The 25,921-nt window shown below is 60.8% G+C and carries 16 protein-coding genes, 4 tRNA genes and 2 rRNA genes; all 22 read left to right on the top strand.

Translation table 11 applies throughout. From position 1 onward, the window contains the following. Positions 1–141 precede the first annotated feature (141 nt). The 22 genes from K2O51_RS29415 (at position 142) to rpsJ (ending at position 25,858) form a co-directional block, all read left to right on the top strand. Positions 142–3,022 (top strand): 23S ribosomal RNA (locus K2O51_RS29415). A gap of 121 nt (positions 3,023–3,143) precedes the next feature. Next, positions 3,144–3,257 (top strand): 5S ribosomal RNA (gene rrf / locus K2O51_RS29410). Between the two features lie 320 nt (positions 3,258–3,577). Then, a tRNA-Tyr gene (locus K2O51_RS29405) sits at positions 3,578–3,663 on the top strand. 51 nt (positions 3,664–3,714) lie between these two features. Beyond that, a tRNA-Gly gene (locus tag K2O51_RS29400) sits at positions 3,715–3,788 on the top strand. 40 nt (positions 3,789–3,828) lie between these two features. Further along, positions 3,829–3,903, top strand: a tRNA-Thr gene (locus tag K2O51_RS29395). A 42-nt stretch (positions 3,904–3,945) separates the two neighbouring features. After that, positions 3,946–5,136 carry an elongation factor Tu gene (tuf, locus tag K2O51_RS29390; RefSeq protein ID WP_011299314.1) on the top strand — a complete coding sequence of 397 codons (1,191 nt, stop codon included), beginning with the start codon at positions 3,946–3,948 and terminating at the stop codon, positions 5,134–5,136. Positions 5,137–5,218: 82 nt separating this feature from the next. Continuing rightward, positions 5,219–5,294: transfer RNA gene (locus K2O51_RS29385), tRNA-Trp, on the top strand. Positions 5,295–5,353: 59 nt separating this feature from the next. Next, entirely contained in the window at positions 5,354–5,734 is a 381-nt protein-coding gene (gene secE, locus K2O51_RS29380; protein WP_011299325.1) for a preprotein translocase subunit SecE, read from the top strand. A 10-nt stretch (positions 5,735–5,744) separates the two neighbouring features. Further along, positions 5,745–6,326, top strand: coding sequence for a transcription termination/antitermination protein NusG (gene nusG / locus K2O51_RS29375; RefSeq protein WP_011299324.1), 582 nt, complete (start codon positions 5,745–5,747; stop codon positions 6,324–6,326). Positions 6,327–6,488: 162 nt separating this feature from the next. Further along, complete coding sequence (gene rplK / locus K2O51_RS29370) at positions 6,489–6,920, top strand: 50S ribosomal protein L11 (RefSeq protein ID WP_011299323.1); 432 nt, start codon at positions 6,489–6,491, stop codon at positions 6,918–6,920. Beyond that, complete coding sequence (gene rplA, locus K2O51_RS29365; protein WP_011299322.1) at positions 6,921–7,616, top strand: 50S ribosomal protein L1; 696 nt, start codon at positions 6,921–6,923, stop codon at positions 7,614–7,616. Between the two features lie 392 nt (positions 7,617–8,008). Next, positions 8,009–8,530 carry a 50S ribosomal protein L10 gene (gene rplJ / locus K2O51_RS29360; RefSeq protein WP_011299321.1) on the top strand — a complete coding sequence of 174 codons (522 nt, stop codon included), beginning with the start codon at positions 8,009–8,011 and terminating at the stop codon, positions 8,528–8,530. 66 nt (positions 8,531–8,596) lie between these two features. Continuing rightward, the gene (gene rplL, locus K2O51_RS29355) at positions 8,597–8,971 is read left to right on the top strand and encodes a 50S ribosomal protein L7/L12 (protein WP_011299320.1); all 375 of its coding nucleotides are present in this window, start codon (positions 8,597–8,599) and stop codon (positions 8,969–8,971) included. A 417-nt stretch (positions 8,972–9,388) separates the two neighbouring features. Then, the gene (rpoB, locus tag K2O51_RS29350; protein WP_011299319.1) at positions 9,389–13,495 is read left to right on the top strand and encodes a DNA-directed RNA polymerase subunit beta; all 4,107 of its coding nucleotides are present in this window, start codon (positions 9,389–9,391) and stop codon (positions 13,493–13,495) included. A 114-nt stretch (positions 13,496–13,609) separates the two neighbouring features. After that, on the top strand, positions 13,610–17,857 hold the full coding sequence (gene rpoC / locus K2O51_RS29345; RefSeq protein ID WP_011299318.1) for a DNA-directed RNA polymerase subunit beta': 4,248 nt from the start codon (positions 13,610–13,612) through the stop codon (positions 17,855–17,857). 249 nt (positions 17,858–18,106) lie between these two features. Then, a complete protein-coding gene (locus K2O51_RS29340; RefSeq protein ID WP_011299317.1) occupies positions 18,107–18,580 on the top strand; it encodes an aminoacyl-tRNA deacylase in 474 nt (157 codons plus the stop codon). A gap of 167 nt (positions 18,581–18,747) precedes the next feature. Next, complete coding sequence (recQ, locus tag K2O51_RS29335; protein ID WP_011299316.1) at positions 18,748–20,595, top strand: DNA helicase RecQ; 1,848 nt, start codon at positions 18,748–18,750, stop codon at positions 20,593–20,595. A gap of 325 nt (positions 20,596–20,920) precedes the next feature. Then, positions 20,921–21,298, top strand: a complete 378-nt coding sequence (gene rpsL / locus K2O51_RS29330; RefSeq protein WP_006576501.1) for a 30S ribosomal protein S12 — start codon at positions 20,921–20,923, stop codon at positions 21,296–21,298. 207 nt (positions 21,299–21,505) lie between these two features. After that, positions 21,506–21,976: a 30S ribosomal protein S7 gene (rpsG, locus tag K2O51_RS29325; protein WP_010810459.1), complete on the top strand. Its 471-nt coding sequence runs from the start codon at positions 21,506–21,508 to the stop codon at positions 21,974–21,976. A 117-nt stretch (positions 21,977–22,093) separates the two neighbouring features. Further along, positions 22,094–24,202, top strand: a complete 2,109-nt coding sequence (fusA, locus tag K2O51_RS29320) for an elongation factor G (RefSeq protein ID WP_011299315.1) — start codon at positions 22,094–22,096, stop codon at positions 24,200–24,202. A gap of 78 nt (positions 24,203–24,280) precedes the next feature. Next, positions 24,281–25,471 (top strand): elongation factor Tu, encoded by a 1,191-nt coding sequence (tuf, locus tag K2O51_RS29315; RefSeq protein ID WP_011299314.1) that lies wholly within the window; start codon positions 24,281–24,283, stop codon positions 25,469–25,471. A 78-nt stretch (positions 25,472–25,549) separates the two neighbouring features. Further along, positions 25,550–25,858, top strand: coding sequence for a 30S ribosomal protein S10 (gene rpsJ / locus K2O51_RS29310; protein WP_006160488.1), 309 nt, complete (start codon positions 25,550–25,552; stop codon positions 25,856–25,858). Positions 25,859–25,921 lie beyond the last annotated feature (63 nt).

Genomic DNA, 25,921 nt, shown 5'->3' with positions numbered 1-25,921 from the left:
CGCTCAGTTGTATAACGCGATACCGGGTTGTGATTGTATCAACCAAAGTATTTAAGTGATCGAAAGATGACTTGGAATACGGCACAAATGCGAGAACTCAACCTGTAGCGAGACGGTGTCCTTGAGACACACTTGTTATAGGGTCAAGCGAACAAGTGCATGTGGTGGATGCCTTGGCGATCACAGGCGATGAAGGACGCGGTAGCCTGCGAAAAGCTTCGGGGAGCTGGCAAACGAGCTTTGATCCGGAGATGTCCGAATGGGGAAACCCGGCCCGAATGGGTCATCCCACACTGAATTCATAGGTGTGGGAAGCGAACGCGGCGAACTGAAACATCTAAGTAGCTGCAGGAACAGAAATCAACCGAGATTCCCAAAGTAGTGGCGAACGAAATGGGAAGAGCCTTGTACTCTTTAGCAGTGTTGTTAGCAGAACGGGATGGAAAGCCCGGCCGTAGCAGGTGATAGCCCTGTATGCGAAAACAGCGTTGTGGAACTAGGTGTACGACAAGTAGGGCGGGACACGTGAAATCCTGTCTGAAGATGGGGGGACCATCCTCCAAGGCTAAATACTCGTGATCGACCGATAGTGAACCAGTACCGTGAGGGAAAGGCGAAAAGAACCCCGGGAGGGGAGTGAAATAGATCCTGAAACCGCATGCATACAAACAGTCGGAGCCTCGTAAGGGGTGACGGCGTACCTTTTGTATAATGGGTCAGCGACTTACATTCAGTGGCGAGCTTAACCGATTAGGGCAGGCGTAGCGAAAGCGAGTCCGAACAGGGCGATTAGTCGCTGGGTGTAGACCCGAAACCAGATGATCTATCCATGGCCAGGTTGAAGGTGCGGTAACACGTACTGGAGGACCGAACCCACTAACGTTGAAAAGTTAGGGGATGAGCTGTGGATAGGGGTGAAAGGCTAAACAAATCTGGAAATAGCTGGTTCTCTCCGAAAACTATTTAGGTAGTGCCTCGTGTCTCACCTTCGGGGGTAGAGCACTGTCATGGTTGGGGGGTCTATTGCTGATTACCCCGCCATAGCAAACTCCGAATACCGAAGAGTGCAATCACGGGAGACAGACATCGGGTGCTAACGTCCGGTGTCAAGAGGGAAACAACCCAGACCGCCAGCTAAGGTCCCCAAATATGGCTAAGTGGGAAACGAAGTGGGAAGGCTAAAACAGTCAGGAGGTTGGCTTAGAAGCAGCCACCCTTTAAAGAAAGCGTAATAGCTCACTGATCGAGTCGTCCTGCGCGGAAGATGTAACGGGGCTAAGCCATATACCGAAGCTGCGGACGCACAGCAATGTGCGTGGTAGGAGAGCGTTCCGTAAGCCTGTGAAGGTGTCTTGTAAAGGATGCTGGAGGTATCGGAAGTGCGAATGCTGACATGAGTAGCGATAAAGGGGGTGAAAGGCCCCCTCGCCGTAAGCCCAAGGTTTCCTACGCAACGTTCATCGGCGTAGGGTGAGTCGGCCCCTAAGGCGAGGCAGAGATGCGTAGCTGATGGGAAGCAGGTTAATATTCCTGCACCGTCGTATGATGCGATGGGGGGACGGATCGCGGAAGGTTGTCCGGGTGTTGGAAGTCCCGGTCCCTGCAGTGGAGAAGGCGCTTAGGCAAATCCGGGCGCGCAATTCAAGGCTGTGGGGCGAGTGAGCTAGGCTCGCGAAGCAATTGGAAGTGGTTCCAAGAAAAGCCTCTAAGCTTCAGTCATACGAGACCGTACCGCAAACCGACACAGGTGGGCGAGATGAGTATTCTAAGGCGCTTGAGAGAACTCGGGAGAAGGAACTCGGCAAATTGGTACCGTAACTTCGGGATAAGGTACGCCCTGGTAGCTTGACTGGCCTGCGCCAGAAGGGTGAAGGGGTTGCAATAAAATGGTGGCTGCGACTGTTTAATAAAAACACAGCACTCTGCAAACACGAAAGTGGACGTATAGGGTGTGACGCCTGCCCGGTGCCGGAAGATTAAATGATGGGGTGCAAGCTCTTGATTGAAGTCCCGGTAAACGGCGGCCGTAACTATAACGGTCCTAAGGTAGCGAAATTCCTTGTCGGGTAAGTTCCGACCTGCACGAATGGCGTAACGATGGCCACACTGTCTCCTCCCGAGACTCAGCGAAGTTGAAGTGTTTGTGATGATGCAATCTCCCCGCGGCTAGACGGAAAGACCCCATGAACCTTTACTGTAGCTTTGCATTGGACTTTGAACCGATCTGTGTAGGATAGGTGGGAGGCTTTGAAGCGTGGACGCTAGTTCACGTGGAGCCGTCCTTGAAATACCACCCTGGTTTGTTTGAGGTTCTAACCTTGGCCCGTGAATCCGGGTCGGGGACAGTGCATGGTAGGCAGTTTGACTGGGGCGGTCTCCTCCCAAAGTGTAACGGAGGAGTTCGAAGGTACGCTTGGTACGGTCGGACATCGTACCTAAAGTGCAATGGCAAAAGCGTGCTTAACTGCGAGACCGACAAGTCGAGCAGGTGCGAAAGCAGGACATAGTGATCCGGTGGTTCTGAATGGAAGGGCCATCGCTCAACGGATAAAAGGTACTCTGGGGATAACAGGCTGATACCGCCCAAGAGTTCATATCGACGGCGGTGTTTGGCACCTCGATGTCGGCTCATCTCATCCTGGGGCTGTAGCCGGTCCCAAGGGTATGGCTGTTCGCCATTTAAAGAGGTACGTGAGCTGGGTTTAAAACGTCGTGAGACAGTTTGGTCCCTATCTGCCGTGGGCGTTGGAATCTTGACGGGGGCTGCTCCTAGTACGAGAGGACCGGAGTGGACGTACCGCTGGTGTACCTGTTGTCTCGCCAGAGGCATCGCAGGGTAGCTATGTACGGAAGAGATAACCGCTGAAAGCATCTAAGCGGGAAACTCGCCTGAAGATGAGGATTCCCTGGAGGCTTGACCTCCTTGAAGGGTCGTTCGAGACCAGGACGTTGATAGGCTGGGTGTGGAAGCGCAGTAATGCGTTAAGCTAACCAGTACTAATTGCCCGTAAGGCTTGATCCTATAACCAGTGTGTTTTAGCCTGGTGAGTCAATCGCCTTGTGCCGATACAGCACAACCCGACGCTACAAAACTACATCCCGAATTGGTGAGGTTGACCATGTCAGCCTCACAACCCCTTATGCCTGGTGACCATAGCGAGTTGGAACCACCCCTTCCCATCCCGAACAGGTCCGTGAAACGACTCCGCGCCGATGATAGTGCGGATTACCCGTGTGAAAGTAGGTCATCGCCAGGCTCTTATACCCAAAACCCCTCGACAGCGTGTGCTGCGAGGGGTTTTGTCTTTTGTGGCGCCGCTGACGGACTCTGAAGTCCTTTCTGCAGCTCATTCCCTGGGCCGACAGGCTTGCCGGATTGGCCTCCAACGGCCTTCAGGAGGCCGTTTTTAGCCTCCCTATAGGGTGAGAACGCAGAAATTTAAACTGTGTTTGTGGGTTGCCATAGCCAGTGCCAGCGTGCCCGGCAGTGGCCAGCTCGATGGTCCGGTCGATGTACTCCGCAACGGAAAGTGCTTGACAGGCGAGGCGAGAGGTACCATAATCGATAGTTCTCTGCGGAGAGGTGCCCGAGTGGCTAAAGGGGGCAGACTGTAAATCTGTTGGCTTACGCCTACGCTGGTTCGAATCCAGCCCTCTCCACCAGAATGCAAGACAGTGACTGGCTAACAAGGCCGGTGAAGCAAAGAGAACCGGGCGGGTGTAGCTCAATGGTAGAGCAGAAGCCTTCCAAGCTTACGACGAGGGTTCGATTCCCTTCACCCGCTCCAAACAACGCGGTTGCTGTCGACAAGTAATACGTCTAGTTTTGCCCATGTGGCTCAGTGGTAGAGCACTCCCTTGGTAAGGGAGAGGTCGGCAGTTCGATCCTGCCCATGGGCACCAAATACCGCACTGGCAATATCGCTACCAGACAGGAGTCGCGAAATGGCAAAGGAAAAGTTCGAGCGGACTAAGCCGCACGTGAACGTTGGTACGATTGGTCACGTTGACCATGGCAAGACCACGCTGACCGCAGCGATCGCCACGGTGCTGGCAGCGAAGTTCGGCGGTGCCGCCAAGAAGTACGACGAAATCGACGCAGCGCCGGAAGAGAAGGCACGCGGTATTACCATCAATACCGCCCACGTCGAATACGAAACGGCCAACCGCCACTACGCGCACGTTGACTGCCCGGGCCACGCCGACTACGTGAAGAACATGATCACGGGTGCCGCCCAGATGGACGGCGCGATCCTGGTTTGCTCGGCCGCTGACGGCCCGATGCCGCAAACGCGTGAGCACATCCTGCTGGCCCGCCAGGTTGGCGTGCCGTACATCATCGTGTTCCTGAACAAGTGCGACATGGTGGACGACGCTGAACTGCTCGAGCTGGTCGAGATGGAAGTTCGCGAACTGCTGTCGAAGTACGAATTCCCCGGCGACGACACCCCGATCATCAAGGGTTCGGCCAAGCTGGCGCTGGAAGGCGACAAGGGCGAGCTGGGCGAAGTGGCCATCATGAACCTGGCCGACGCGCTGGACACCTACATCCCGACGCCGGAGCGTGCCGTTGACGGTACCTTCCTGATGCCGGTGGAAGACGTGTTCTCGATCTCGGGTCGTGGCACCGTGGTGACCGGCCGTATCGAGCGCGGCGTGATCAAGGTCGGCGAAGAAATCGAAATCGTCGGTATCCGCCCGACCGTGAAGACCACCTGCACCGGCGTGGAAATGTTCCGCAAGCTGCTGGACCAGGGCCAAGCTGGCGACAACGTCGGCCTGCTGCTGCGCGGTACCAAGCGTGAAGACGTCGAGCGCGGCCAAGTGCTGTGCAAGCCGGGTTCGATCAAGCCGCACACCCACTTCACCGGTGAGGTGTACATCCTGTCGAAGGACGAAGGCGGCCGTCACACCCCGTTCTTCAACAACTACCGCCCGCAGTTCTACTTCCGTACCACCGACGTGACCGGCTCGATCGAGCTGCCGGCGGACAAGGAAATGGTGATGCCGGGTGATAACGTGTCGATCACCGTCAAGCTGATCGCCCCGATCGCCATGGAAGAAGGTCTGCGCTTCGCTATCCGTGAAGGCGGCCGTACCGTCGGCGCCGGCGTCGTGGCCAAGATCCTCGACTAAGTAGCATCAGGCGAACGCGGCACCAACCGGTCGCGTTCGTTGCCAGAGGGATTGGCAGCATTGCTGATCCCAAAGTAGTTTTAGGGGTATAGCTCAACTGGCAGAGCGTCGGTCTCCAAAACCGAAGGTTGGGGGTTCGATTCCCTCTGCCCCTGCCAAATCAATCAGCCGCGTCGCGAGACACCATCGTGACGCGGCTTAGTCTCGTTTGCGAAACATGGCCAATCCCAATGTCGAAACCGTAAACGCCAACAGCGGCAAGTGGTTGCTTGGTGTCGCGGTGCTGCTTGTGGTTGCCGGCGTCATCGGTTTCTATGCACTGGCACAGCAACCGTCTTATGTACGTGGCGCCGCACTGTTCGCGGGTATCGCGCTGGGTGTAGTCGTTGCGCTGGTGTCCGCACCTGGCAAGGACTTCATTGGATTCGCCAAGGAATCGTACCGGGAAGTTCGCAAGGTCGTCTGGCCGACGCGCAAGGAAGCCGGGCAGATGACCGGCCTGGTATTCGCCTTCGTCGTGATCATGGCCCTGTTCCTGTGGTCGGCAGACAAGCTCATCGAGTGGGTCATCTTTTCGCTCGTACTGGGCTGGAAATAAGAGGTAGCGCATGACGGATAACGCCCAGCAGGAAAACACCGCCGCGGAATCGCCTTCGTCGAAGAAGCGCTGGTATGTCGTGCACGCCTACTCCGGCATGGAGAAGAGTGTGCAACGCGCGCTGCAGGAGCGCATCGAGCGCGCCGAGATGCAGGACAAGTTCGGCCGCATCCTGGTGCCCTCGGAAGAAGTCGTGGAAATCAAGGGTGGCCACAAGTCGGTCACCGAACGTCGTTTCTTCCCGGGCTACGTCCTGGTCGAGATGGAAATGACGGACGAAACCTGGCACCTGGTGAAGAACACCAGCAAGGTCACCGGTTTCGTGGGCGGTGCCCGCAACCGCCCGAGCCCGATTTCGCAGCGCGAAGTCGACAAGATCATGACCCAGATGCAGGAAGGGGTCGAGAAGCCGCGTCCCAAGACGCTCTTCGAAGTGGGCGAAATGGTGCGCGTCAAGGACGGCCCGTTCACCGACTTCAACGGCAACGTGGAAGAAGTGAACTACGAGAAGTCGCGTCTGCGCGTCTCGGTCACGATCTTCGGACGTGCTACCCCTGTCGAACTGGAGTTCGGTCAGGTCGAGAAGGTGTAAGGAATTTGCCGGTTGCCTGGCCGCAAGGCCGGCAGCGGGCAAAGGGCGCAGCCAGGTGCTGCGCCAAGAGGAGCGTGAGGCCGTACCGACGGTACGGCGACAGCGCGTTACGACTCAACAGGATCATCTCCGTGAAACGGAGTGATCTGGATTGGAGTAAAGATGGCCAAGAAGATTATTGGCTTTATCAAGCTGCAGATTCCGGCTGGTAAGGCAAATCCCTCCCCGCCCGTTGGTCCCGCACTGGGTCAGCGTGGTCTGAACATCATGGAGTTCTGCAAGGCGTTCAACGCCCAGACCCAAGGCATGGAGCCTGGTCTGCCGGTGCCGGTGGTGATTACCGCTTTCGCCGACAAGAGCTTCACCTTCGTGATGAAGTCGCCCCCGGCGACGGTGCTGATCAAGAAGGCCGCTGGCGTGACCAAGGGTTCGCCGAAGCCGCACACCGACAAGGTTGGCAAGATCACCCGCGCCCAGGCTGAAGAAATCGCCAAGGCCAAGAACGCTGACCTGACCGCCGCCGATCTGGACGCCGCCGTGCGTACCATCGCCGGTTCGGCTCGCTCGATGGGCATCACCGTGGAGGGTCTGTAAATGGCTAAGGTTTCCAAGCGCGTCGCCGCCAACAAGGCGAAGATCGAGCGTACCAAGTTTTACCCGATCGACGAGGCCCTGGGCCTGGTGAAGGGCTGCGCTTCGGCGAAGTTCGACGAGTCGATCGACGTTGCCGTTCAACTTGGCATCGATGCCAAGAAGTCGGACCAGGTTGTCCGTGGTTCCGTGGTGCTGCCTGCCGGTACCGGCAAGTCGGTGCGCGTGGCCGTGTTCGCCCAGGGCGACAAGGCCGAGGCCGCCAAGGCCGCCGGTGCTGACATCGTTGGCATGGAAGACCTGGCCGAGCAAGTCAAGGCCGGCAACCTGAACTTCGACGTCGTGATCGCTTCGCCGGACACGATGCGTATCGTCGGTACGCTGGGTCAGATCCTGGGCCCGCGCGGCCTGATGCCGAACCCGAAGGTTGGCACCGTAACACCGGACGTGGCCCAGGCTGTGAAGAACGCCAAGGCTGGTCAGGTTCAGTTCCGTGTCGACAAGGCCGGTATCATTCACGCCACCATCGGCCGCCGTTCGTTCGAAGACACCGCGCTGAAGAGCAACCTGGCTGCGCTGCTGGACGCGCTGGTCAAGGCCAAGCCGGCTACGAGCAAGGGCGTGTACCTGCGCAAGATCGCCGTGTCGTCCACCATGGGCGTTGGCGTGCGCGTCGAGCAGGCTTCGCTGTCGGCCTGAGCTGACGGCACTCGGTTGACCGGAACCCGATAACGCTGGTCAGCTGCAAGAATTGAAGGTTCCTGCCACGCGCGGGAACCGTCTCCGGACCGCGAGGAATGGAGCAAGGCTTTGGGCAGTGGTGCCCGCCGCAGGCGAAAGCCGCGGCAGGCATCGCTGGTTATCAAAGACCGCTGGTGTCCACGCCGCTGTAGTCAGGGGGTGTGGGCTTAATCGGAAGGTGCGTGCGTAACGGGGCAACCCGCTGCGACGATCTCCGGCCCGCCAGCGCAGATGGCGCACCCGAAGGGAATGAGGAAGCCGGGTTTCGATCCGGGTGATTCGGGCCAATCGGTCGCCGTTCGTATGGACTGATGCGCGTCGCAAGACAAGCATCGTTTTGGAGCTAAACCGTGCCACTCAATATTGAAGATAAGAAGGCCGTCGTTGCTGAGGTTTCGGCGCAAGTCGCCAAAGCCCAGACCATCGTCGTGGCCGAATATCGCGGCATTGCGGTTGGCGATCTGACCAAGCTGCGTGCTACCGCCCGTCAGCAAGGCGTCTACCTGCGCGTTCTGAAGAACACGCTGGCCCGCCGCGCTGTGGAAGGTACGCCGTTTGCTGGCCTCGCAGAGCAAATGACCGGTCCGCTGATCTACGGTATTTCCGAAGATGCAGTGGCCTCGGCCAAGGTTCTCAACGACTTTGCCAAGACCAACGACAAGCTGGTCCTGCGCGCTGGGTCGTATGACGGCAAGGTGCTCGACGTCAACGCCGTCAAGGCGCTGGCCTCGATCCCGAGCCGCGACGAACTGATTGCTCAGCTGCTTGGCGTGATGCAGGCACCGGTGTCGGGCTTTGCCCGTCTGCTGGGTGCACTGGCCGCCAAGAAGAGCGAAGGCGCTCCCGCGGAAGCGGAAGCCCCGGCTGCTTAAGGCTGCGTACAGATCGGGCATACCGATCGCAATACCGATACCGAATCAAATTTAGGAGTAATCCAAATGGCAATCACCAAAGACGACATCCTGGAAGCCGTTGGCGCGATGTCCGTGATGGAACTGAACGACCTGGTTAAGGCGTTCGAAGAGAAGTTTGGCGTGTCCGCCGCTGCAATGGCCGTGGCTGCTGCCCCGGGCGCTGGCGGTGCTGCTGCTGCCGAAGAGCAGACCGAGTTCAACGTGATCCTGGCTGAAGTCGGCGCCAACAAGGTCGGCGTGATTAAGGCCGTTCGCGAAATCACCGGTCTGGGCCTGAAGGAAGCCAAGGACCTGGTCGATGGCGCACCGAAGGCCGTCAAGGAAGGCGTGGACAAGGCCGCTGCTGCCGAAGCCAAGAAGAAGCTGGAAGACGCTGGCGCGAAGGTCGACGTCAAGTAAGCATTGCCTGCGTGCCATTCCGGCACGCAAATGGGGCTGGCAAAGGGAAATTCCCGGCGCCAGCCTTTTTGCGCTTGTGCGAGTGTGTTTTATTGGCCACTCGCTACCGGCGAAATGTGATTTATTGGTTGTTTGAAGCGGGATAAACTCCCGATGTTCCAGCAGACGCCAAACATCAGTGGCAAACTACCGTGTTGCTGCTGATGTTTGTCTTCTGAACCGACTGCAGAAGACAAGTTTGGTCGGGTGTCCCCCGGGCGAGTACAGGCTTTGCGCCAATGCAATGACCACACCGCCCGCAGCGTGCGGACACCGTCAGCCAGAGGTTGGTAGCGGCCAACCGCCAAATCCCCTCCCAGTCGCTGAACACCTCAGGCGTGGCCAGGTCCAGCCGCCCTGCGATGATTCGGAGATCCCATGGCGTACAGCTTCACCGAAAAGAAGCGCATTCGCAAATCCTTTGCGAAGCGCGCGACGGTTCATCAGGTTCCATTCCTGCTTGCAACCCAGATTGAATCCTACACCCAGTTCTTGCAAGCGGAAACGCCGGCCGCGCGTCGCAAGACCGAAGGCCTGCAGGCCGCTTTCAACGCGATTTTCCCGATTGCCTCCCATAACGGGCTTGCCCGTATGGAGTTTGTCTCGTATCACCTTTCCAACCCGCCGTTTGACGTCAAGGAATGCCAGCAGCGTGGCCTGACGTTCCACTCGGCCCTGCGCGCGAAGGTCCGCCTGATCATCAACGATCGCGAGAACCCGGGCAAGGTCAAGGAAGTGAAGGAGCAGGAAGTGTACATGGGCGAGATTCCGCTCATGACCTCGACCGGCTCGTTCGTGATCAACGGCACCGAGCGTGTCATCGTCTCGCAGCTGCACCGCTCGCCGGGCGTGTTCTTCGAGCACGACAAGGGCAAGACCCACAGCTCGGGCAAGCTGCTCTTCTCCGCACGTATCATCCCTTACCGTGGTTCGTGGCTGGACTTCGAATTCGATCCGAAGGACATCCTGTACTTCCGCGTCGACCGCCGCCGCAAGATGCCGGTGACGATCCTGCTGAAGTCGATCGGCCTGACGCCGGAGCAGATCCTCGCGCACTTCTTCGTGTTCGACAACTTCACGCTGCAGTCGGAAGGCGCGCAGCTCGAGTTCGTGCCCGAGCGCCTGCGCGGTGAAGTCGCGCGCTTCGACATCGCGGACAAGAACGGCCGCGTGGTCGTCGAGAAGGACAAGCGGATCAACGCCAAGCACATCCGTGACCTGGACTCGGCTGGCACCAAGCTGATCAGCGTGCCGGAAGACTATCTGCTGGGCCGCGTGCTGGCCAAGAACATCATCGACCCGGACACCGGTGAGGTGATCGCCAACGCCAACGACGAGCTGACCGAAACTGTTCTCGAGAACCTGCGCGAAGCCGGCGTCAAGCAGATCCAGACCCTGTACACCAACGATCTGGACCAGGGCCCGTACATGTCGCAGACGCTGCGCGTGGACGAGACCGCCGACCAGACCGCTGCGCGTATCGCGATCTACCGCATGATGCGCCCCGGCGAGCCGCCGACCGAAGAAGCCGTGGAAGCGCTGTTCCAGCGCCTGTTCTACAGCGAAGAGTCGTACGACCTGTCGCGCGTGGGCCGCATGAAGGTCAACAGCCGTCTGTCGCGCCCGAGCGGCGAGGGCAGCATGGTGCTGCAGGACGAGGACATCCTCGAGACCATCAAGATCCTGGTCAACCTGCGTAACGGCAAGGGCGAAGTCGACGATATCGACCACCTGGGCAACCGCCGCGTGCGTTGCGTCGGCGAACTGGCCGAGAACCAGTTCCGTGCCGGCCTGTCGCGCGTGGAGCGCGCCGTCAAGGAACGTCTGGGCCAGGCCGAGACCGAGAACCTGATGCCGCACGACCTGATCAACTCGAAGCCGATTTCGTCGGCGATTCGCGAGTTCTTCGGTTCGTCGCAGCTGTCGCAGTTCATGGACCAGACCAACCCGCTGTCGGAAATCACCCACAAGCGCCGTGTTTCGGCCCTTGGCCCGGGCGGTCTGACGCGCGAGCGTGCCGGCTTTGAAGTCCGTGACGTGCACCCGACCCACTATGGCCGCGTGTGCCCGATCGAAACGCCGGAAGGTCCGAACATTGGTCTGATCAACTCGCTGGCACTGTATGCGCGCCTGAACGAGTACGGCTTCCTGGAAACGCCGTACCGCAAGGTCGAGAACAGCAAGCTGACCGACCAGGTCGACTACTTGTCCGCGATCGAGGAAGGCAAGTACGTGGTGGCGCAGGCCAACGCGACCGTCGACGCCGAGGGCAACCTGACCGACGAACTGGTGTCGGCACGTGAAGGTTCCGAGCGTGAAACCCGTATGGTCACGCCGGACCGCGTGCAGTACATCGACGTGGCGCCGTCGCAGATCGTGTCGGCCGCAGCATCGCTGGTGCCGTTCCTGGAACACGATGACGCGAACCGTGCACTGATGGGCGCGAACATGCAGCGTCAGGCCGTGCCTTGCCTGCGTCCGGACAAGCCGCTGGTCGGTACCGGCATCGAGCGCACCGTTGCGGTCGACTCGGGTACTGCCGTGCAGGCGATGCGTGGCGGCGTGGTCGACTACGTCGACGCGATGCGTATCGTGATCCGGGTGAACGACGACGAAGCCGTGGCCGGTGAAGTCGGCGTGGACATCTACAACCTGATCAAGTACACGCGTTCGAACCAGAATACGAACATCAACCAGCGTCCGATGGTCAAGGTCGGCGACATCGTGGCACGCGGCGACGTCGTGGCCGATGGCGCCTCGACCGACCTGGGCGAGCTCGCGCTCGGCCAGAACATGCTGGTCGCGTTCATGCCCTGGAACGGCTACAACTTCGAGGATTCGATCCTGATCTCGGAGCGTGTGGTGGCCGAAGACCGCTATACCTCGATCCACATCGAGGAACTGTCGGTCGTTGCCCGCGACACCAAGCTCGGACCTGAAGAAATTACGCGCGATATCTCGAACCTGGCCGAAGCCCAATTGGCTCGCCTGGACGAGTCGGGCATCACCTACATCGGCGCCGAAGTCGAAGCCGGCGACGTGCTGGTGGGCAAGGTCACGCCGAAGGGCGAGACCCAGCTGACCCCGGAAGAGAAGCTGCTGCGCGCAATTTTCGGCGAGAAGGCTTCGGACGTGAAGGACACCTCGCTGCGCGTGCCGTCGGGCATGAGCGGCATCGTGATCGACGTCCAGGTCTTCACCCGCGAAGGCGTGACCCGCGACAAGCGTGCCCAGTCGATCATCGACGACGAACTGAAGCGCTATCGCCTGGACCTGAACGACCAGCTGCGTATCGTGGAAGGCGACGCGTTCCAGCGTCTGGAGCGTCTGCTGATCGACAAGACCGTCAACGGCGGTCCGAAGAAGCTGGCAAAGGGCGCGAAGCTGACCAAGGAATACCTGGCGGAAATCGACAAGTACCACTGGTTCGACATCCGTCCGGCCGACGAGGAAGTGGCTGCCCAGCTGGAAGCCGTCAAGGAAGCCATCGAGCAGAAGCGCCACGAGTTCGACCTGGCCTTCGAAGAGAAGCGCAAGAAGCTCACGCAAGGCGACGAACTGCCGCCGGGCGTGATCAAGATGGTCAAGGTGTACCTGGCCGTCAAGCGCCGCCTGCAGCCTGGCGACAAGATGGCCGGCCGTCACGGTAACAAGGGTGTGGTGTCGAAGATCGTTCCGATCGAAGACATGCCGTACATGGCGGACGGTACCCCGGCCGACATCGTGCTCAACCCGCTGGGCGTGCCGTCGCGGATGAACGTGGGCCAGATTCTGGAAACCCACTTGGGCTGGGCCGCGCGCGGTCTGGGCCAGCGCATCGGCGACATGCTCAAGGCCTCGGCCAAGGCGCAGGAACTGCGTCCGCTGCTCGCGCAGATCTACAACGAGAGCGGCAAGGCCGAAGACCTGGACAGCCTGTCCGACGCCGAAGTGCTGGAACTGGCAACGAACCTGAAGAAGGGCGTGCCGTTCGCAACGCCGGTGTTTGACGGTGCGCATGAAGACGAAATCCGCCGCATGCTGGACCTGGCCTACCCGGACGACATCGCCAAGGAAAAGGGTCTGACGGCTTCCAAGCAACAGGTCACGCTGCACGACGGCCGCACCGGCGAGGCGTTCGAGCGTCCGGTCACGCTGGGTGTGATGCACATGCTGAAGCTGCACCACTTGGTCGACGACAAGATGCACGCGCGTTCGACCGGTCCGTACTCGCTGGTGACGCAGCAGCCGCTGGGCGGTAAGGCCCAGTTCGGTGGCCAGCGTTTCGGTGAGATGGAAGTGTGGGCACTGGAAGCCTACGGCGCGTCGTACGTGCTGCAGGAAATGCTGACGGTCAAGTCCGATGACGTGAACGGCCGTACCAAGGTGTACGAGAACATCGTCAAGGGCGAGCACTCGATCGATGCCGGCATGCCGGAATCGTTCAACGTGCTGGTGAAGGAAATCCGCTCGCTGGGTATCGACATCGACCTCGATCGCTACTGATCGAACCGATGCGGGTGCCGGCTGCGGCCGGCACTCACCAGTGCAGGATTTCCCACAGAATGAATGCCGCGGTGCCGAACAGAGTTCGGTGCGGCGGCGAAACAAGGAGTTGCAATGAAAGCATTGCTCGATCTCTTTAAGCAGGTACAGCAGGAAGAGCAGTTCGACGCGATCAAGATCGGCCTGGCCTCGCCCGAGAAGATCCGTTCGTGGTCGTACGGTGAAGTCAAGAAGCCGGAAACGATCAACTACCGTACGTTCAAGCCGGAACGCGACGGCCTGTTCTGCGCGAAGATCTTTGGCCCGATCAAGGACTACGAGTGCCTGTGCGGCAAGTACAAGCGCCTGAAGCACCGTGGCGTGATCTGCGAAAAGTGCGGCGTTGAAGTGACGCTGGCCAAGGTGCGCCGCGAGCGCATGGGCCACATCGAACTGGCCGCGCCGACCGCGCACATCTGGTTCCTGAAGTCGCTGCCGTCGCGTCTGGGCATGGTCCTGGACATGACGCTGCGCGACATCGAGCGCGTGCTGTACTTCGAAGCATTCGTGGTGCTCGAACCCGGCATGACCCCGCTCAAGAAGAGCCAGATCATGTCGGAAGACGACTACCTCGCGAAGTGCGACGAGTACGGCGAGGGCGAGTTCGTCGCCATGATGGGTGCCGAGGGCATCCGTGAACTGCTGCGCGGCATCGACATCGAGAAGCAGATCGAACAGATCCGCGCCGAGCTGCAAGCGACCGGTTCCGAAGCCAAGATCAAGAAGTTCGCCAAGCGCCTGAAGGTGCTCGAGGCCTTCCAGCGTTCGGGCATCAAGCCCGAGTGGATGATTCTCGAAGTGCTGCCGGTGCTGCCGCCCGAACTGCGTCCGCTGGTGCCGCTGGACGGTGGCCGCTTCGCGACCTCGGACCTGAACGACCTGTATCGCCGCGTCATCAACCGTAACAACCGTCTGAAGCGCCTGCTGGAGCTGAAGGCGCCCGAGATCATCGTGCGCAACGAAAAGCGCATGCTGCAGGAAGCGGTTGACTCGCTGCTGGACAACGGCCGTCGCGGCAAGGCGATGACTGGTGCCAACAAGCGTCCGCTGAAGTCCCTGGCCGAAATGATCAAGGGCAAGGGCGGCCGTTTCCGTCAGAACCTGCTGGGCAAGCGCGTCGACTACTCGGGCCGTTCGGTCATCGTGGTGGGCCCGACGCTTAAGCTGCACCAGTGCGGCCTGCCCAAGCTGATGGCGCTCGAGCTGTTCAAGCCGTTCATCTTCCACAAGCTGGAAACGATGGGCATCGCCACCACGATCAAGGCGGCGAAGAAGGAAGTCGAAAGCCAGACGCCGGTGGTGTGGGACATCCTCGAAGAGGTGATCCGCGAGCACCCGGTGATGCTGAACCGTGCGCCGACGCTGCACCGCCTGGGTATCCAGGCGTTCGAGCCGGTGCTGATCGAAGGCAAGGCCATCCAGTTGCACCCGCTCGTCTGCGCGGCGTTCAACGCCGACTTCGACGGTGACCAGATGGCTGTCCACGTACCGCTGTCGCTGGAAGCGCAGATGGAAGCCCGCACGCTGATGCTGGCCTCCAACAACGTGCTGTTCCCGGCCAACGGCGACCCGTCGATCGTCCCGTCGCAAGACGTGGTGCTGGGTCTGTACTACACGACCCGCGACAAGATCAACGGCAAGGGCGAGGGCATGACCTTTGCCGACATCAGCGAAGTGATCCGCGCCTACGAGAACAAGGAAGTCGAACTGGCTTCCCGCGTGAACGTGCGTATCACCGAGTATGAGCTGGTCGACAAGGATGCCGAAGGCGACGCGCGTTTCGCACCCAAGATCACGCTGCAGGCCACCACGGTCGGCCGCGCGATCCTGTCCGAGATCCTGCCGAAGGGCCTGCCGTTCTCGGTGCTGAACAAGCCGCTCAAGAAGAAGGAAATCTCGCGCCTGATCAACACGGCGTTCCGCAAGTGCGGCCTGCGCGAGACCGTGATCTTCGCCGACAAGCTGCTGCAGTCGGGCTTCCGCCTGGCAACGCGCGCCGGTATCTCGATCGCGATCGACGACATGCTGGTGCCGCCGGCCAAGGAGAAGATCATCTCCGAGGCCTCGGCCAAGGTGAAGGAATACGACAAGCAGTACATGTCGGGTCTGGTGACGGACCAGGAGCGTTACAACAACGTCGTGGACATCTGGGGCGCCGCCGGCGACCAGGTGGGCAAGGCGATGATGGAGCAGCTCCAGCACGAAGACGTGGTCGACCGCAACGGCAACACCGTCAAGCAAGAGTCGTTCAACTCCATCTACATGATGGCCGACTCGGGCGCACGGGGTTCCGCTGCGCAGATCCGCCAGCTGGCCGGTATGCGTGGCCTGATGGCCAAGCCGGATGGCTCGATCATTGAAACGCCGATTACGGCGAACTTCCGTGAAGGCCTGAACGTTCTGCAGTACTTCATCTCGACCCACGGTGCACGTAAGGGTCTGGCTGATACGGCACTGAAGACCGCGAACTCGGGTTACCTGACCCGTCGTCTGGTCGACGTGACGCAGGATCTGGTCGTGGTGGAAGACGATTGCGGCACCTCCAACGGCGTGGCCATGAAGGCCCTGGTCGAAGGCGGTGAAGTGATCGAAGCCCTGCGCGATCGTATTCTGGGCCGTGTGACGGTGGCTGACGTGGTGAACCCTGAAACCCAGGAAACCGCGATCGAAACCGGCACGCTGCTGGACGAAGACCTGGTCGACCTGATCGACGCCCTCGGCGTCGATGAAGTCAAGGTGCGCACGCCGCTGTCGTGCGACACGCGCTACGGCCTGTGCGGCAAGTGCTATGGTCGCGACCTCGGCCGCGGCGTACTGGTGAACTCCGGCGAGGCGGTGGGCGTGATCGCTGCCCAGTCGATCGGTGAGCCGGGCACGCAGCTGACCATGCGTACGTTCCACATCGGTGGTGCGGCATCGCGTGCGGCAGTGGCATCGAGCGTGGAAGCCAAGGCGACCGGTACGGTCCGCTTCACGGTGACCATGCGCTACGTGACCAACGCCAAGGGCGAACTGATCGTGATCTCGCGTTCCGGCGAGGCGCTGATCACCGACGACCACGGCCGCGAGCGCGAGCGCCACAAGATCCCGTACGGCGCCACGCTGCTGGTGCAGGACGGCCAGGCCATCAAGGCTGGTACGCAGCTGGCCACGTGGGACGCGCTGACGCGTCCGATCGTGTCGGAGTACACCGGTACGACCAAGTTCGAGAACGTCGAAGAGGGCGTGACCGTCGCCAAGCAGATGGACGAAGTCACCGGTCTGTCGACCCTCGTGGTGATCGACGCCAAGCGCCGCACGGCTGCCACCAAGGGCATTCGCCCGCAGGTGAAGCTGCTCGACGCTAACGGGCAGGAAGTGAAGATCCCGGGCACGGACCACTCCGTGACCATCGGCTTCCAGGTCGGCGCGCTGATTACCGTGAAGGACGGCCAGCAGGTGCACGTCGGTGAAGTGCTTGCACGTATCCCGACGGAATCGCAGAAGACTCGTGACATTACCGGTGGTCTGCCGCGAGTGGCCGAGCTGTTCGAAGCGCGTTCGCCGAAGGACGCCGCCGTGCTGGCGGAAGTCACCGGCACGACTTCGTTCGGCAAGGACACGAAGGGCAAGCAGCGCCTGGTCATTACTGACCTGGACGGCAATGCCCACGAGTTCCTGATCGCGAAGGAAAAGCAGGTGCTGGTGCACGACGGCCAGGTGGTGAACAAGGGCGAAATGATCGTGGAAGGTCCGGCGGATCCGCACGACATCCTGCGCCTGAAGGGCATCGAGGAGCTGGCGCACTACATCGTCGACGAAGTGCAGGACGTGTACCGTCTGCAGGGCGTGAAGATCAACGACAAGCACATCGAAGTGATTGTTCGTCAGATGCTGCGCCGCGTGCAGGTGGCTGACGTGGGCGACACCAAGTTCATCCCGGGTGAACAGGTGGAGCGCTCGGAACTGCTCGACGAGAACGACCGCGTGATCGCCGAAGGCAAGCGTCCGGCAACCTACGAGAACCTGCTGCTCGGTATTACCAAGGCGTCGCTGTCGACCGACAGCTTCATCTCGGCGGCATCGTTCCAGGAAACCACGCGCGTGCTGACCGAAGCCGCGATCATGGGCAAGACCGACGACCTGCGTGGTCTGAAGGAAAACGTGATCGTCGGCCGTCTGATCCCGGCCGGTACCGGCTTGGCCTACCACCGTGCCCGCAAGGCACGCGAGGCGTCCGAGCGCGAACGCGCCCAGGCGATTGCCGACGAAGAGCAGTCGCTCTTCATCGAGCCGCCGCCCGTGGTGCAGGCGACGACCGAGGGCGAAGGCGACAACGCCTGAGTCCCTGCGTTGTAGCGACCCGCCGCGAGGCGGGCACGAAAACCCGGCTGATCCCAGCCGGGTTTTTTTTCGTCCGCGATGCGGAGTGACCGCGCGATAACAGGGAATGCGCAGGTCAGGATGGGCGTTGCGGTGCGGCAAAAAGAAACCGTCTGGAAAGCGGCAGGCAGGCCTCTGCAACCCGTGCGCTGGCCTATAGTTTTAGCACCCCGAATAACTGTCGCGATGATCGCGACGGAGGTTGCAATCATGACCATGGCTACCACGCTGGCGAGCTGCCTGGACAAGAAGCAGACCCAGTTCGACACCGTTCGTCACCCGTATAGCCTCAGCAGCATGGCTACCGCCCACGCGGCGCATATTCCTGGCGACCGTCTGGCCAAAACGGTCTTGCTGGAAGACGAAAAGGGCTACCTTGCTGCCGTAATCCCTTCCACCCACCACCTGAAGCTGTCGGAGATCTGTGAGCAGACGGGCCGCAAGCTGTCGCTCGCGCACGAGGATGGCGTGCGCGAAGTGTTCCGGGACTGCGACGTCGGCGCGCTTCCTCCAGTGGGGATGGCGTATGGCATGCAGACCTGGCTGGACGACAGCCTGCTCACGCATTCGGACGTCTATTTTGAAGCGGGTGACCACCAGGAACTCGTGCATATGAGTACCGAACAGTTCATGGCCCTCATGTCCGATGCGCAGCACGGACATTTCGCGCACCGGATGATGTAGGGCGACAGGAATCGAGAAGTACACGGCGGCCGGCATTGACCGGCCGCTTTGTTTTGTGTGGCCAACGTTGGACGTGAGAAACATCGGACTGTTTGTTGTTTGGCGGCGGTCAGCGGCTTGCTTAGTGGTATGGTTACGGCTTTTCCGCTTCAGCAATTCCGTTGTCCATGTCGCAAGCACTGGCGATCCTCAAGGATGTATTCGGCTACCACGCCTTCCGTGGCCGCCAGGGCGAGATCATCGACCATGTCGCGACGGGCGGCGACTGCCTGGTGCTGATGCCCACTGGCGGCGGCAAGTCGTTGTGCTACCAGATTCCGGCGCTGCTGCGCCAGCGCGCAGGCGAGGGCGTAGGCATCGTGGTGTCGCCGCTGATCGCGTTGATGCAGGACCAGGTTGCGGCGCTGACCGAGGCCGGCGTACGCGCCTCGGTGCTCAATTCGACGCTGACCAGTTCGGAAGCCTCGGCGGTCGAACGCGATCTGCTGGCTGGCAGGCTCGAAATCCTCTATGTCGCGCCCGAGCGGTTGATGACCCCGCGCTTTCTCGATCTCCTCGGACGTGCCCGCGTCGGCCTGTTCGCGATCGACGAGGCGCATTGCGTGTCGCAGTGGGGCCACGATTTCCGGCCGGAGTACATCCAGCTGTCGGTATTGCACGAGCGCTTCCCGGATGTGCCGCGCATCGCGCTGACGGCGACGGCCGATGCGCTGACGCGCGACGAGATCATCGAACGGCTGGCGCTCGACGATGCACGTGTCTTTATCTCGAGCTTCGACCGTCCCAATATCCGCTACCGGATCGTCGAAAAGGACAACGCGCGCCAGCAACTGCTCGCCTTCATCAAGGCGGAGCACATGGCCGCCGATGGCACGCATGACAGCGGCATCGTCTACTGCCTGTCGCGCAAGAAGGTCGAGGACACCGCCGAATGGCTGCAAGGCCATGGTCTCAATGCGCTGCCGTACCACGCTGGCATGGATCCGGGCACGCGTCAGCGCCATCAGGCGCGCTTCCGCGAAGAGGAAGGCCTGGTGATGGTCGCGACGATCGCTTTCGGCATGGGCATCGACAAGCCCGACGTGCGTTTCGTCGCCCATCTGGACCTGCCCAAGAGCATGGAGGGGTACTACCAGGAAACCGGCCGTGCCGGGCGCGACGGGTTGCCTGCCAATGCCTGGATGGCCTATGGTCTCGGCGACGTGGTCCAGCAGAAACGCATGATCGACGAGTCCGAGGCCGACGACGCGTTCAAGCGCGTCTCGTCGTCGAAGCTCGATGCGCTGCTCGGCCTGTGCGAAACCGCAGGCTGCCGGCGCGTGCGCATCCTGGCCTACTTCAACGAAACCAGCGAGCCCTGCGGCAATTGCGACACGTGCCTGGAGCCGCCTGCCACGTGGGACGGCACGCGCGAGGCGCAGATGGCGCTGTCGTGCGTGTACCGTACGGCGCAGGCGAGCCGGGTGCACTTCGGCGCCACCCACCTGATCGATGTGCTGCGTGGGAATGCGTCGGAGAAGATCAAGCAGTGGGGCCATGACAAGGTCTCGACCTTCGGCATTGGCAAGGACCGCTCGGTCCACGAATGGCACACGGTGTTCCGGCAGCTGATTGCGCAGGGATGGCTGATGATCGACCACGGCGGCCACGGCGCGCTGCTGCTCGGCGAGGGTGCGCGCGAAGTGCTGAAGGGCGAGCGCCAGATCATCCTGCGCCGGCAGGCCTCCAAGCCGGGCAAGTCTGGCGAGCGCGCTGCGCGCGGCGCGCGTACCGACCATACGGCGGATATGGATGCCGACACGCTTGCGAACTGGGAAGCGCTGCGCCGGTGGCGCACCGAGGCCGCACGCGAGCACGGCGTGCCGGCCTATGTGATCTTCCACGATGCCACCTTGGCCGAACTGGCCCGCACGGCGCCGGGGTCGCTGTCGGCCATGGAGGGCATTCCCGGTATTGGTGCATCCAAGCTCGAGCGTTATGGGCAGGCGATCGTCGACACCCTGAGCAGGGTGTAAGCCGATCGGGTATACGCCTTGACCGTATACGATTCCGCTGCTACCATGCCAGATTCGAGTTTTTGGCTTTGGATTTCGCTCGCCCGTCGGACATGTGGACTTTGCTCCGCTCCCGGCAAGCCTTCCGGATGACTTCTGAGAGTCCGGCGGCGGCAGACGCGGGATCCGGGTTCCGGCTCGCGCTCTTTGGCATGCTGTTACCGCACAGTCCCGTCTTCAGAGCGCGTCTGCTCACCTCTCCCGCCCAAAACCCGTAGCTGCCTCTCCATCCTGGTGCAAACCGGTGCGAGGGGTGTTTTTCGTAAAAACCAAGCTGGATTGAACAATGCCAACTATCAACCAACTGGTTCGCAAGCCGCGCGTCTCTGAAGTCATCAAGAGCAAGAGCCCGGCGCTTGAGAACTGCCCGCAGCGTCGCGGCGTGTGCACCCGCGTGTACACCACGACGCCGAAGAAGCCGAACTCGGCACTGCGTAAGGTCGCCAAGGTGCGCCTGACCAACGGTTTCGAAGTCATTTCGTACATCGGCGGTGAAGGCCACAACCTGCAGGAACACTCGGTCGTGCTGATCCGCGGCGGCCGTGTGAAGGATCTGCCGGGTGTGCGTTACCACATCGTCCGTGGTTCGCTGGATCTGCAAGGCGTGAAGGACCGCAAGCAGGCCCGTTCGAAGTACGGTGCAAAGCGTCCGAAGGCTGCCTAAGCTTTCAGAGCAAGCAACAAGCGATGGCCGCAGGCGGTTTTCGTCATGCAGCTGTCAACAGGCGGCGGTACAACGGAGCGTTTTGTGCGCCGTGCCGTCGAGTAAGTGGTCACCCGGCGAATTTGCTGTCTATCGCATGCAAGCTAGTTGGTGGCCGGAGAGCGGGAACAACTGACCGCGCTCTCAACTGAATCTAAAGGAAAGAAGATGCCACGTCGTCGTGAAGTCCCCAAGCGGGATGTTCTGCCTGATCCGAAGTTCGGCAACGTTGAAGTTGCCAAGTTCATGAACGTGCTGATGCTGGACGGCAAGAAGTCGGTTGCCGAACGCATTGTGTACGGCGCGTTCGACCAGATCGAAAAGAAGGCAGGCAAGGCCCCCATCGAAGTGTTCTCCGTTGCGATCAACAACGTGAAGCCGGTGGTGGAAGTGAAGAGCCGTCGCGTGGGCGGCGCCAACTATCAGGTTCCGGTCGAAGTCCGTCCGTCGCGTCGTTTGGCATTGGCGATGCGCTGGCTGCGTGAGGCCGCGAAAAAACGCAGCGAGAAGTCGATGGCGCTGCGCCTGGCAGGTGAGCTGCTGGAAGCATCGGAAGGCCGTGGCGGCGCAATGAAGAAGCGCGACGAAGTACACCGCATGGCCGAAGCCAACAAGGCGTTCTCGCACTTCCGCTTCTAAAGCGCGCGAAAACACTGTTGGTTGCCGGGCGGGCTGTGTTTTTACACATCTCGCCCGTTTGTGTTAAGGGCGCAGACCATGAGATTTCTGCGCCTCATGGACGAATAGAGGATTAAAGTGGCTCGTAAGACTCCTATTGAGCGCTACCGTAACATCGGTATTTCGGCTCACATTGACGCGGGTAAAACCACCACGACCGAGCGGATCCTGTTCTACACCGGTGTGAACCACAAGATCGGTGAAGTGCATGATGGCGCGGCCACCATGGACTGGATGGAGCAGGAGCAGGAGCGCGGCATCACGATCACGTCTGCTGCGACCACGGCCTTCTGGAAGGGCATGGGCGGCAACTACCCCGAGCACCGCTTCAACATCATCGACACCCCGGGACACGTGGACTTCACCATTGAGGTGGAGCGTTCCATGCGCGTGCTGGATGGCGCCTGCATGGTCTACTGTGCAGTGGGTGGCGTGCAGCCCCAGTCGGAAACCGTTTGGCGCCAGGCCAACAAGTACAAGGTGCCGCGTCTGGCGTTCGTCAACAAGATGGACCGTACCGGCGCGAACTTCTTCAAGGTCTACGACCAGCTGAAGACCCGCCTGAAGGCCAACCCGGTGCCCGTCGTAGTGCCGATCGGCGCTGAAGACGGCTTCCAGGGCGTCGTCGATCTGCTGGAAATGAAGGCGATCATTTGGGACGAAGCCAGCCAGGGCGTGAAGTTCGAATACCAGGACATCCCGGCCGAACTGCAAGCCACCGCTGACGAATGGCGCGAGAAGATGGTCGAGTCCGCCGCCGAAGCCAGCGAAGAGCTGATGGAAAAGTACCTGGGCGGCGAAGAGCTGACCCGCGCCGAGATCGTCAAGGCGCTGCGTGACCGTACCATCGCCTGCGAAATCCAGCCGATGCTGTGCGGCACCGCGTTCAAGAACAAGGGCGTGCAGCGTATGCTCGACGCCGTGATCGACTTCCTGCCGTCGCCGGTCGACATTCCGCCGGTTACGGGCACGGACGAGGACGACAGCGAGAAGAAGCTCGAGCGCAAGGCTGACGACACCGAAAAGTTCTCGGCACTGGCGTTCAAGATCATGACCGACCCGTTCGTTGGTCAGCTGATCTTCTTCCGCGTCTACTCGGGCAAGATCAATTCGGGCGACACCGTGTACAACCCGGTGAAGCAGAAGAAGGAGCGTCTGGGCCGTATTCTGCAGATGCACGCCAACCAGCGCGAAGAAATCAAGGAAGTGCTGGCCGGCGACATCGCCGCTGCGGTGGGCCTGAAGGATGCCACCACGGGCGACACGCTGTGCGATCCGGCTGCGCCGATCGTGCTCGAGCGCATGATCTTCCCTGAGCCGGTGATCTCGCAGGCTGTCGAGCCGAAGACCAAGGCTGACCAGGAAAAGATGGGCATCGCCCTGAACCGCCTGGCCGCTGAGGATCCGTCGTTCCGCGTGCGTACCGATGAAGAATCGGGCCAGACCATCATTTCGGGTATGGGCGAGCTCCACCTCGAAATTCTGGTCGACCGCATGAAGCGCGAATTCGGCGTGGAAGCCAACATCGGCGCGCCGCAGGTGGCCTACCGCGAAACCATTCGCAAGACGGCCGAAGGCGTCGAGGGCAAGTTCGTCAAGCAGTCGGGCGGCCGCGGCCAGTACGGTCACGCCGTGATCACGCTGGAACCGCAAGAGCCGGGCAAGGGCTTCGAGTTCATCGACGCCATCAAGGGCGGTGTGATTCCTCGCGAATACATCCCGGCGGTCGAAAAGGGTATTGTCGACACGCTGCCGTCCGGTATTCTGGCCGGCTTCCCGGTGGTGGACGTGAAGGTCACGCTGACGTTCGGTTCGTACCACGATGTGGACTCGAACGAAAACGCGTTCCGCATGGCCGGCTCGATGGCTTTCAAGGAAGCCATGCGCAAGGCCAGCCCGGTTCTGCTCGAGCCGATGATGGCCGTGGAAGTGGAAACGCCGGAAGACTACACGGGTACCGTGATGGGCGATCTGTCGTCCCGCCGCGGCATCGTGCAGGGCATGGACGACATGGTGGGCGGCGGCAAGATCATCAAGGCCGAAGTCCCGCTGTCGGAAATGTTCGGTTATTCCACGTCGCTGCGCTCGGCCACGCAAGGCCGCGCCACGTACACGATGGAATTCAAGCACTACGCTGAGGCACCGAAGAACATCGCCGAAGCCGTGATGGCGGCCAAGGGCAAGTAATTGGAAGTTTGCCGCCGCGCCAGCCGGTGCGGCGGCGCGATGAAACAACAAGACTGCATTCCTATCAGGAGCTAAGAAATGGCAAAGGAAAAGTTCGAGCGGACTAAGCCGCACGTGAACGTTGGTACGATTGGTCACGTTGACCATGGCAAGACCACGCTGACCGCAGCGATCGCCACGGTGCTGGCAGCGAAGTTCGGCGGTGCCGCCAAGAAGTACGACGAAATCGACGCAGCGCCGGAAGAGAAGGCACGCGGTATTACCATCAATACCGCCCACGTCGAATACGAAACGGCCAACCGCCACTACGCGCACGTTGACTGCCCGGGCCACGCCGACTACGTGAAGAACATGATCACGGGTGCCGCCCAGATGGACGGCGCGATCCTGGTTTGCTCGGCCGCTGACGGCCCGATGCCGCAAACGCGTGAGCACATCCTGCTGGCCCGCCAGGTTGGCGTGCCGTACATCATCGTGTTCCTGAACAAGTGCGACATGGTGGACGACGCTGAACTGCTCGAGCTGGTCGAGATGGAAGTTCGCGAACTGCTGTCGAAGTACGAATTCCCCGGCGACGACACCCCGATCATCAAGGGTTCGGCCAAGCTGGCGCTGGAAGGCGACAAGGGCGAGCTGGGCGAAGTGGCCATCATGAACCTGGCCGACGCGCTGGACACCTACATCCCGACGCCGGAGCGTGCCGTTGACGGTACCTTCCTGATGCCGGTGGAAGACGTGTTCTCGATCTCGGGTCGTGGCACCGTGGTGACCGGCCGTATCGAGCGCGGCGTGATCAAGGTCGGCGAAGAAATCGAAATCGTCGGTATCCGCCCGACCGTGAAGACCACCTGCACCGGCGTGGAAATGTTCCGCAAGCTGCTGGACCAGGGCCAAGCTGGCGACAACGTCGGCCTGCTGCTGCGCGGTACCAAGCGTGAAGACGTCGAGCGCGGCCAAGTGCTGTGCAAGCCGGGTTCGATCAAGCCGCACACCCACTTCACCGGTGAGGTGTACATCCTGTCGAAGGACGAAGGCGGCCGTCACACCCCGTTCTTCAACAACTACCGCCCGCAGTTCTACTTCCGTACCACCGACGTGACCGGCTCGATCGAGCTGCCGGCGGACAAGGAAATGGTGATGCCGGGTGATAACGTGTCGATCACCGTCAAGCTGATCGCCCCGATCGCCATGGAAGAAGGTCTGCGCTTCGCTATCCGTGAAGGCGGCCGTACCGTCGGCGCCGGCGTCGTGGCCAAGATCCTCGACTAAGTAACTTCCTGGGGCATGCCTTCAGGCATGTCCCCTTTGATCCGGGCACATTGCCCATCGCTCTTTTAAGGAAATATCATGCAGAACCAGAAGATCCGTATCCGCCTGAAGGCTTTCGACTACCGCCTGATCGACCAGTCGGCCGCCGAAATCGTGGATACCGCCAAGCGTACCGGCGCGATCGTCAAGGGCCCGGTGCCCCTGCCGACCCGCATCCAGCGCTTCGACATCCTGCGTTCGCCGCACGTCAACAAGACCAGCCGCGATCAGTTCGAGATCCGCACTCACCAGCGCCTGATGGACATCGTCGACCCGACCGACAAGACCGTCGACGCGCTGATGAAGCTCGACCTGCCGGCCGGCGTGGACGTCGAGATCAAGGTGTAATCATGCTTCCGGCCGCATCGCGGCCTGCTGCAGAAAAAACGGCGAACTTCGGTTCGCCGTTTT

The organism is Cupriavidus pinatubonensis (genome assembly GCF_019602855.1).
GTDB classification, from domain to species: Bacteria; Pseudomonadota; Gammaproteobacteria; order Burkholderiales; family Burkholderiaceae; genus Cupriavidus; species Cupriavidus pinatubonensis.
This window is presented reverse-complemented; position numbering and strand designations above follow the sequence as displayed.

Bases quoted from the DNA above. Each gene is read 5' to 3' on its own strand.
- tuf (WP_011299314.1), top strand. From the start codon at position 3,946: ATGGCAAAGGAAAAGTTCGAGCGGACTAAGCCGCACGTGAACGTTGGT.
- secE (WP_011299325.1), top strand. From the start codon at position 5,354: ATGGCCAATCCCAATGTCGAAACCGTAAACGCCAACAGCGGCAAGTGG.
- nusG (WP_011299324.1), top strand. From the start codon at position 5,745: ATGACGGATAACGCCCAGCAGGAAAACACCGCCGCGGAATCGCCTTCG.
- rplK (WP_011299323.1), top strand. From the start codon at position 6,489: ATGGCCAAGAAGATTATTGGCTTTATCAAGCTGCAGATTCCGGCTGGT.
- rplA (WP_011299322.1), top strand. From the start codon at position 6,921: ATGGCTAAGGTTTCCAAGCGCGTCGCCGCCAACAAGGCGAAGATCGAG.
- rplL (WP_011299320.1), top strand. From the start codon at position 8,597: ATGGCAATCACCAAAGACGACATCCTGGAAGCCGTTGGCGCGATGTCC.
- rpoB (WP_011299319.1), top strand. From the start codon at position 9,389: ATGGCGTACAGCTTCACCGAAAAGAAGCGCATTCGCAAATCCTTTGCG.
- rpoC (WP_011299318.1), top strand. From the start codon at position 13,610: ATGAAAGCATTGCTCGATCTCTTTAAGCAGGTACAGCAGGAAGAGCAG.
- K2O51_RS29340 (WP_011299317.1), top strand. From the start codon at position 18,107: ATGACCATGGCTACCACGCTGGCGAGCTGCCTGGACAAGAAGCAGACC.
- recQ (WP_011299316.1), top strand. From the start codon at position 18,748: ATGTCGCAAGCACTGGCGATCCTCAAGGATGTATTCGGCTACCACGCC.
- rpsL (WP_006576501.1), top strand. From the start codon at position 20,921: ATGCCAACTATCAACCAACTGGTTCGCAAGCCGCGCGTCTCTGAAGTC.
- rpsG (WP_010810459.1), top strand. From the start codon at position 21,506: ATGCCACGTCGTCGTGAAGTCCCCAAGCGGGATGTTCTGCCTGATCCG.
- tuf (WP_011299314.1), top strand. From the start codon at position 24,281: ATGGCAAAGGAAAAGTTCGAGCGGACTAAGCCGCACGTGAACGTTGGT.
- rpsJ (WP_006160488.1), top strand. From the start codon at position 25,550: ATGCAGAACCAGAAGATCCGTATCCGCCTGAAGGCTTTCGACTACCGC.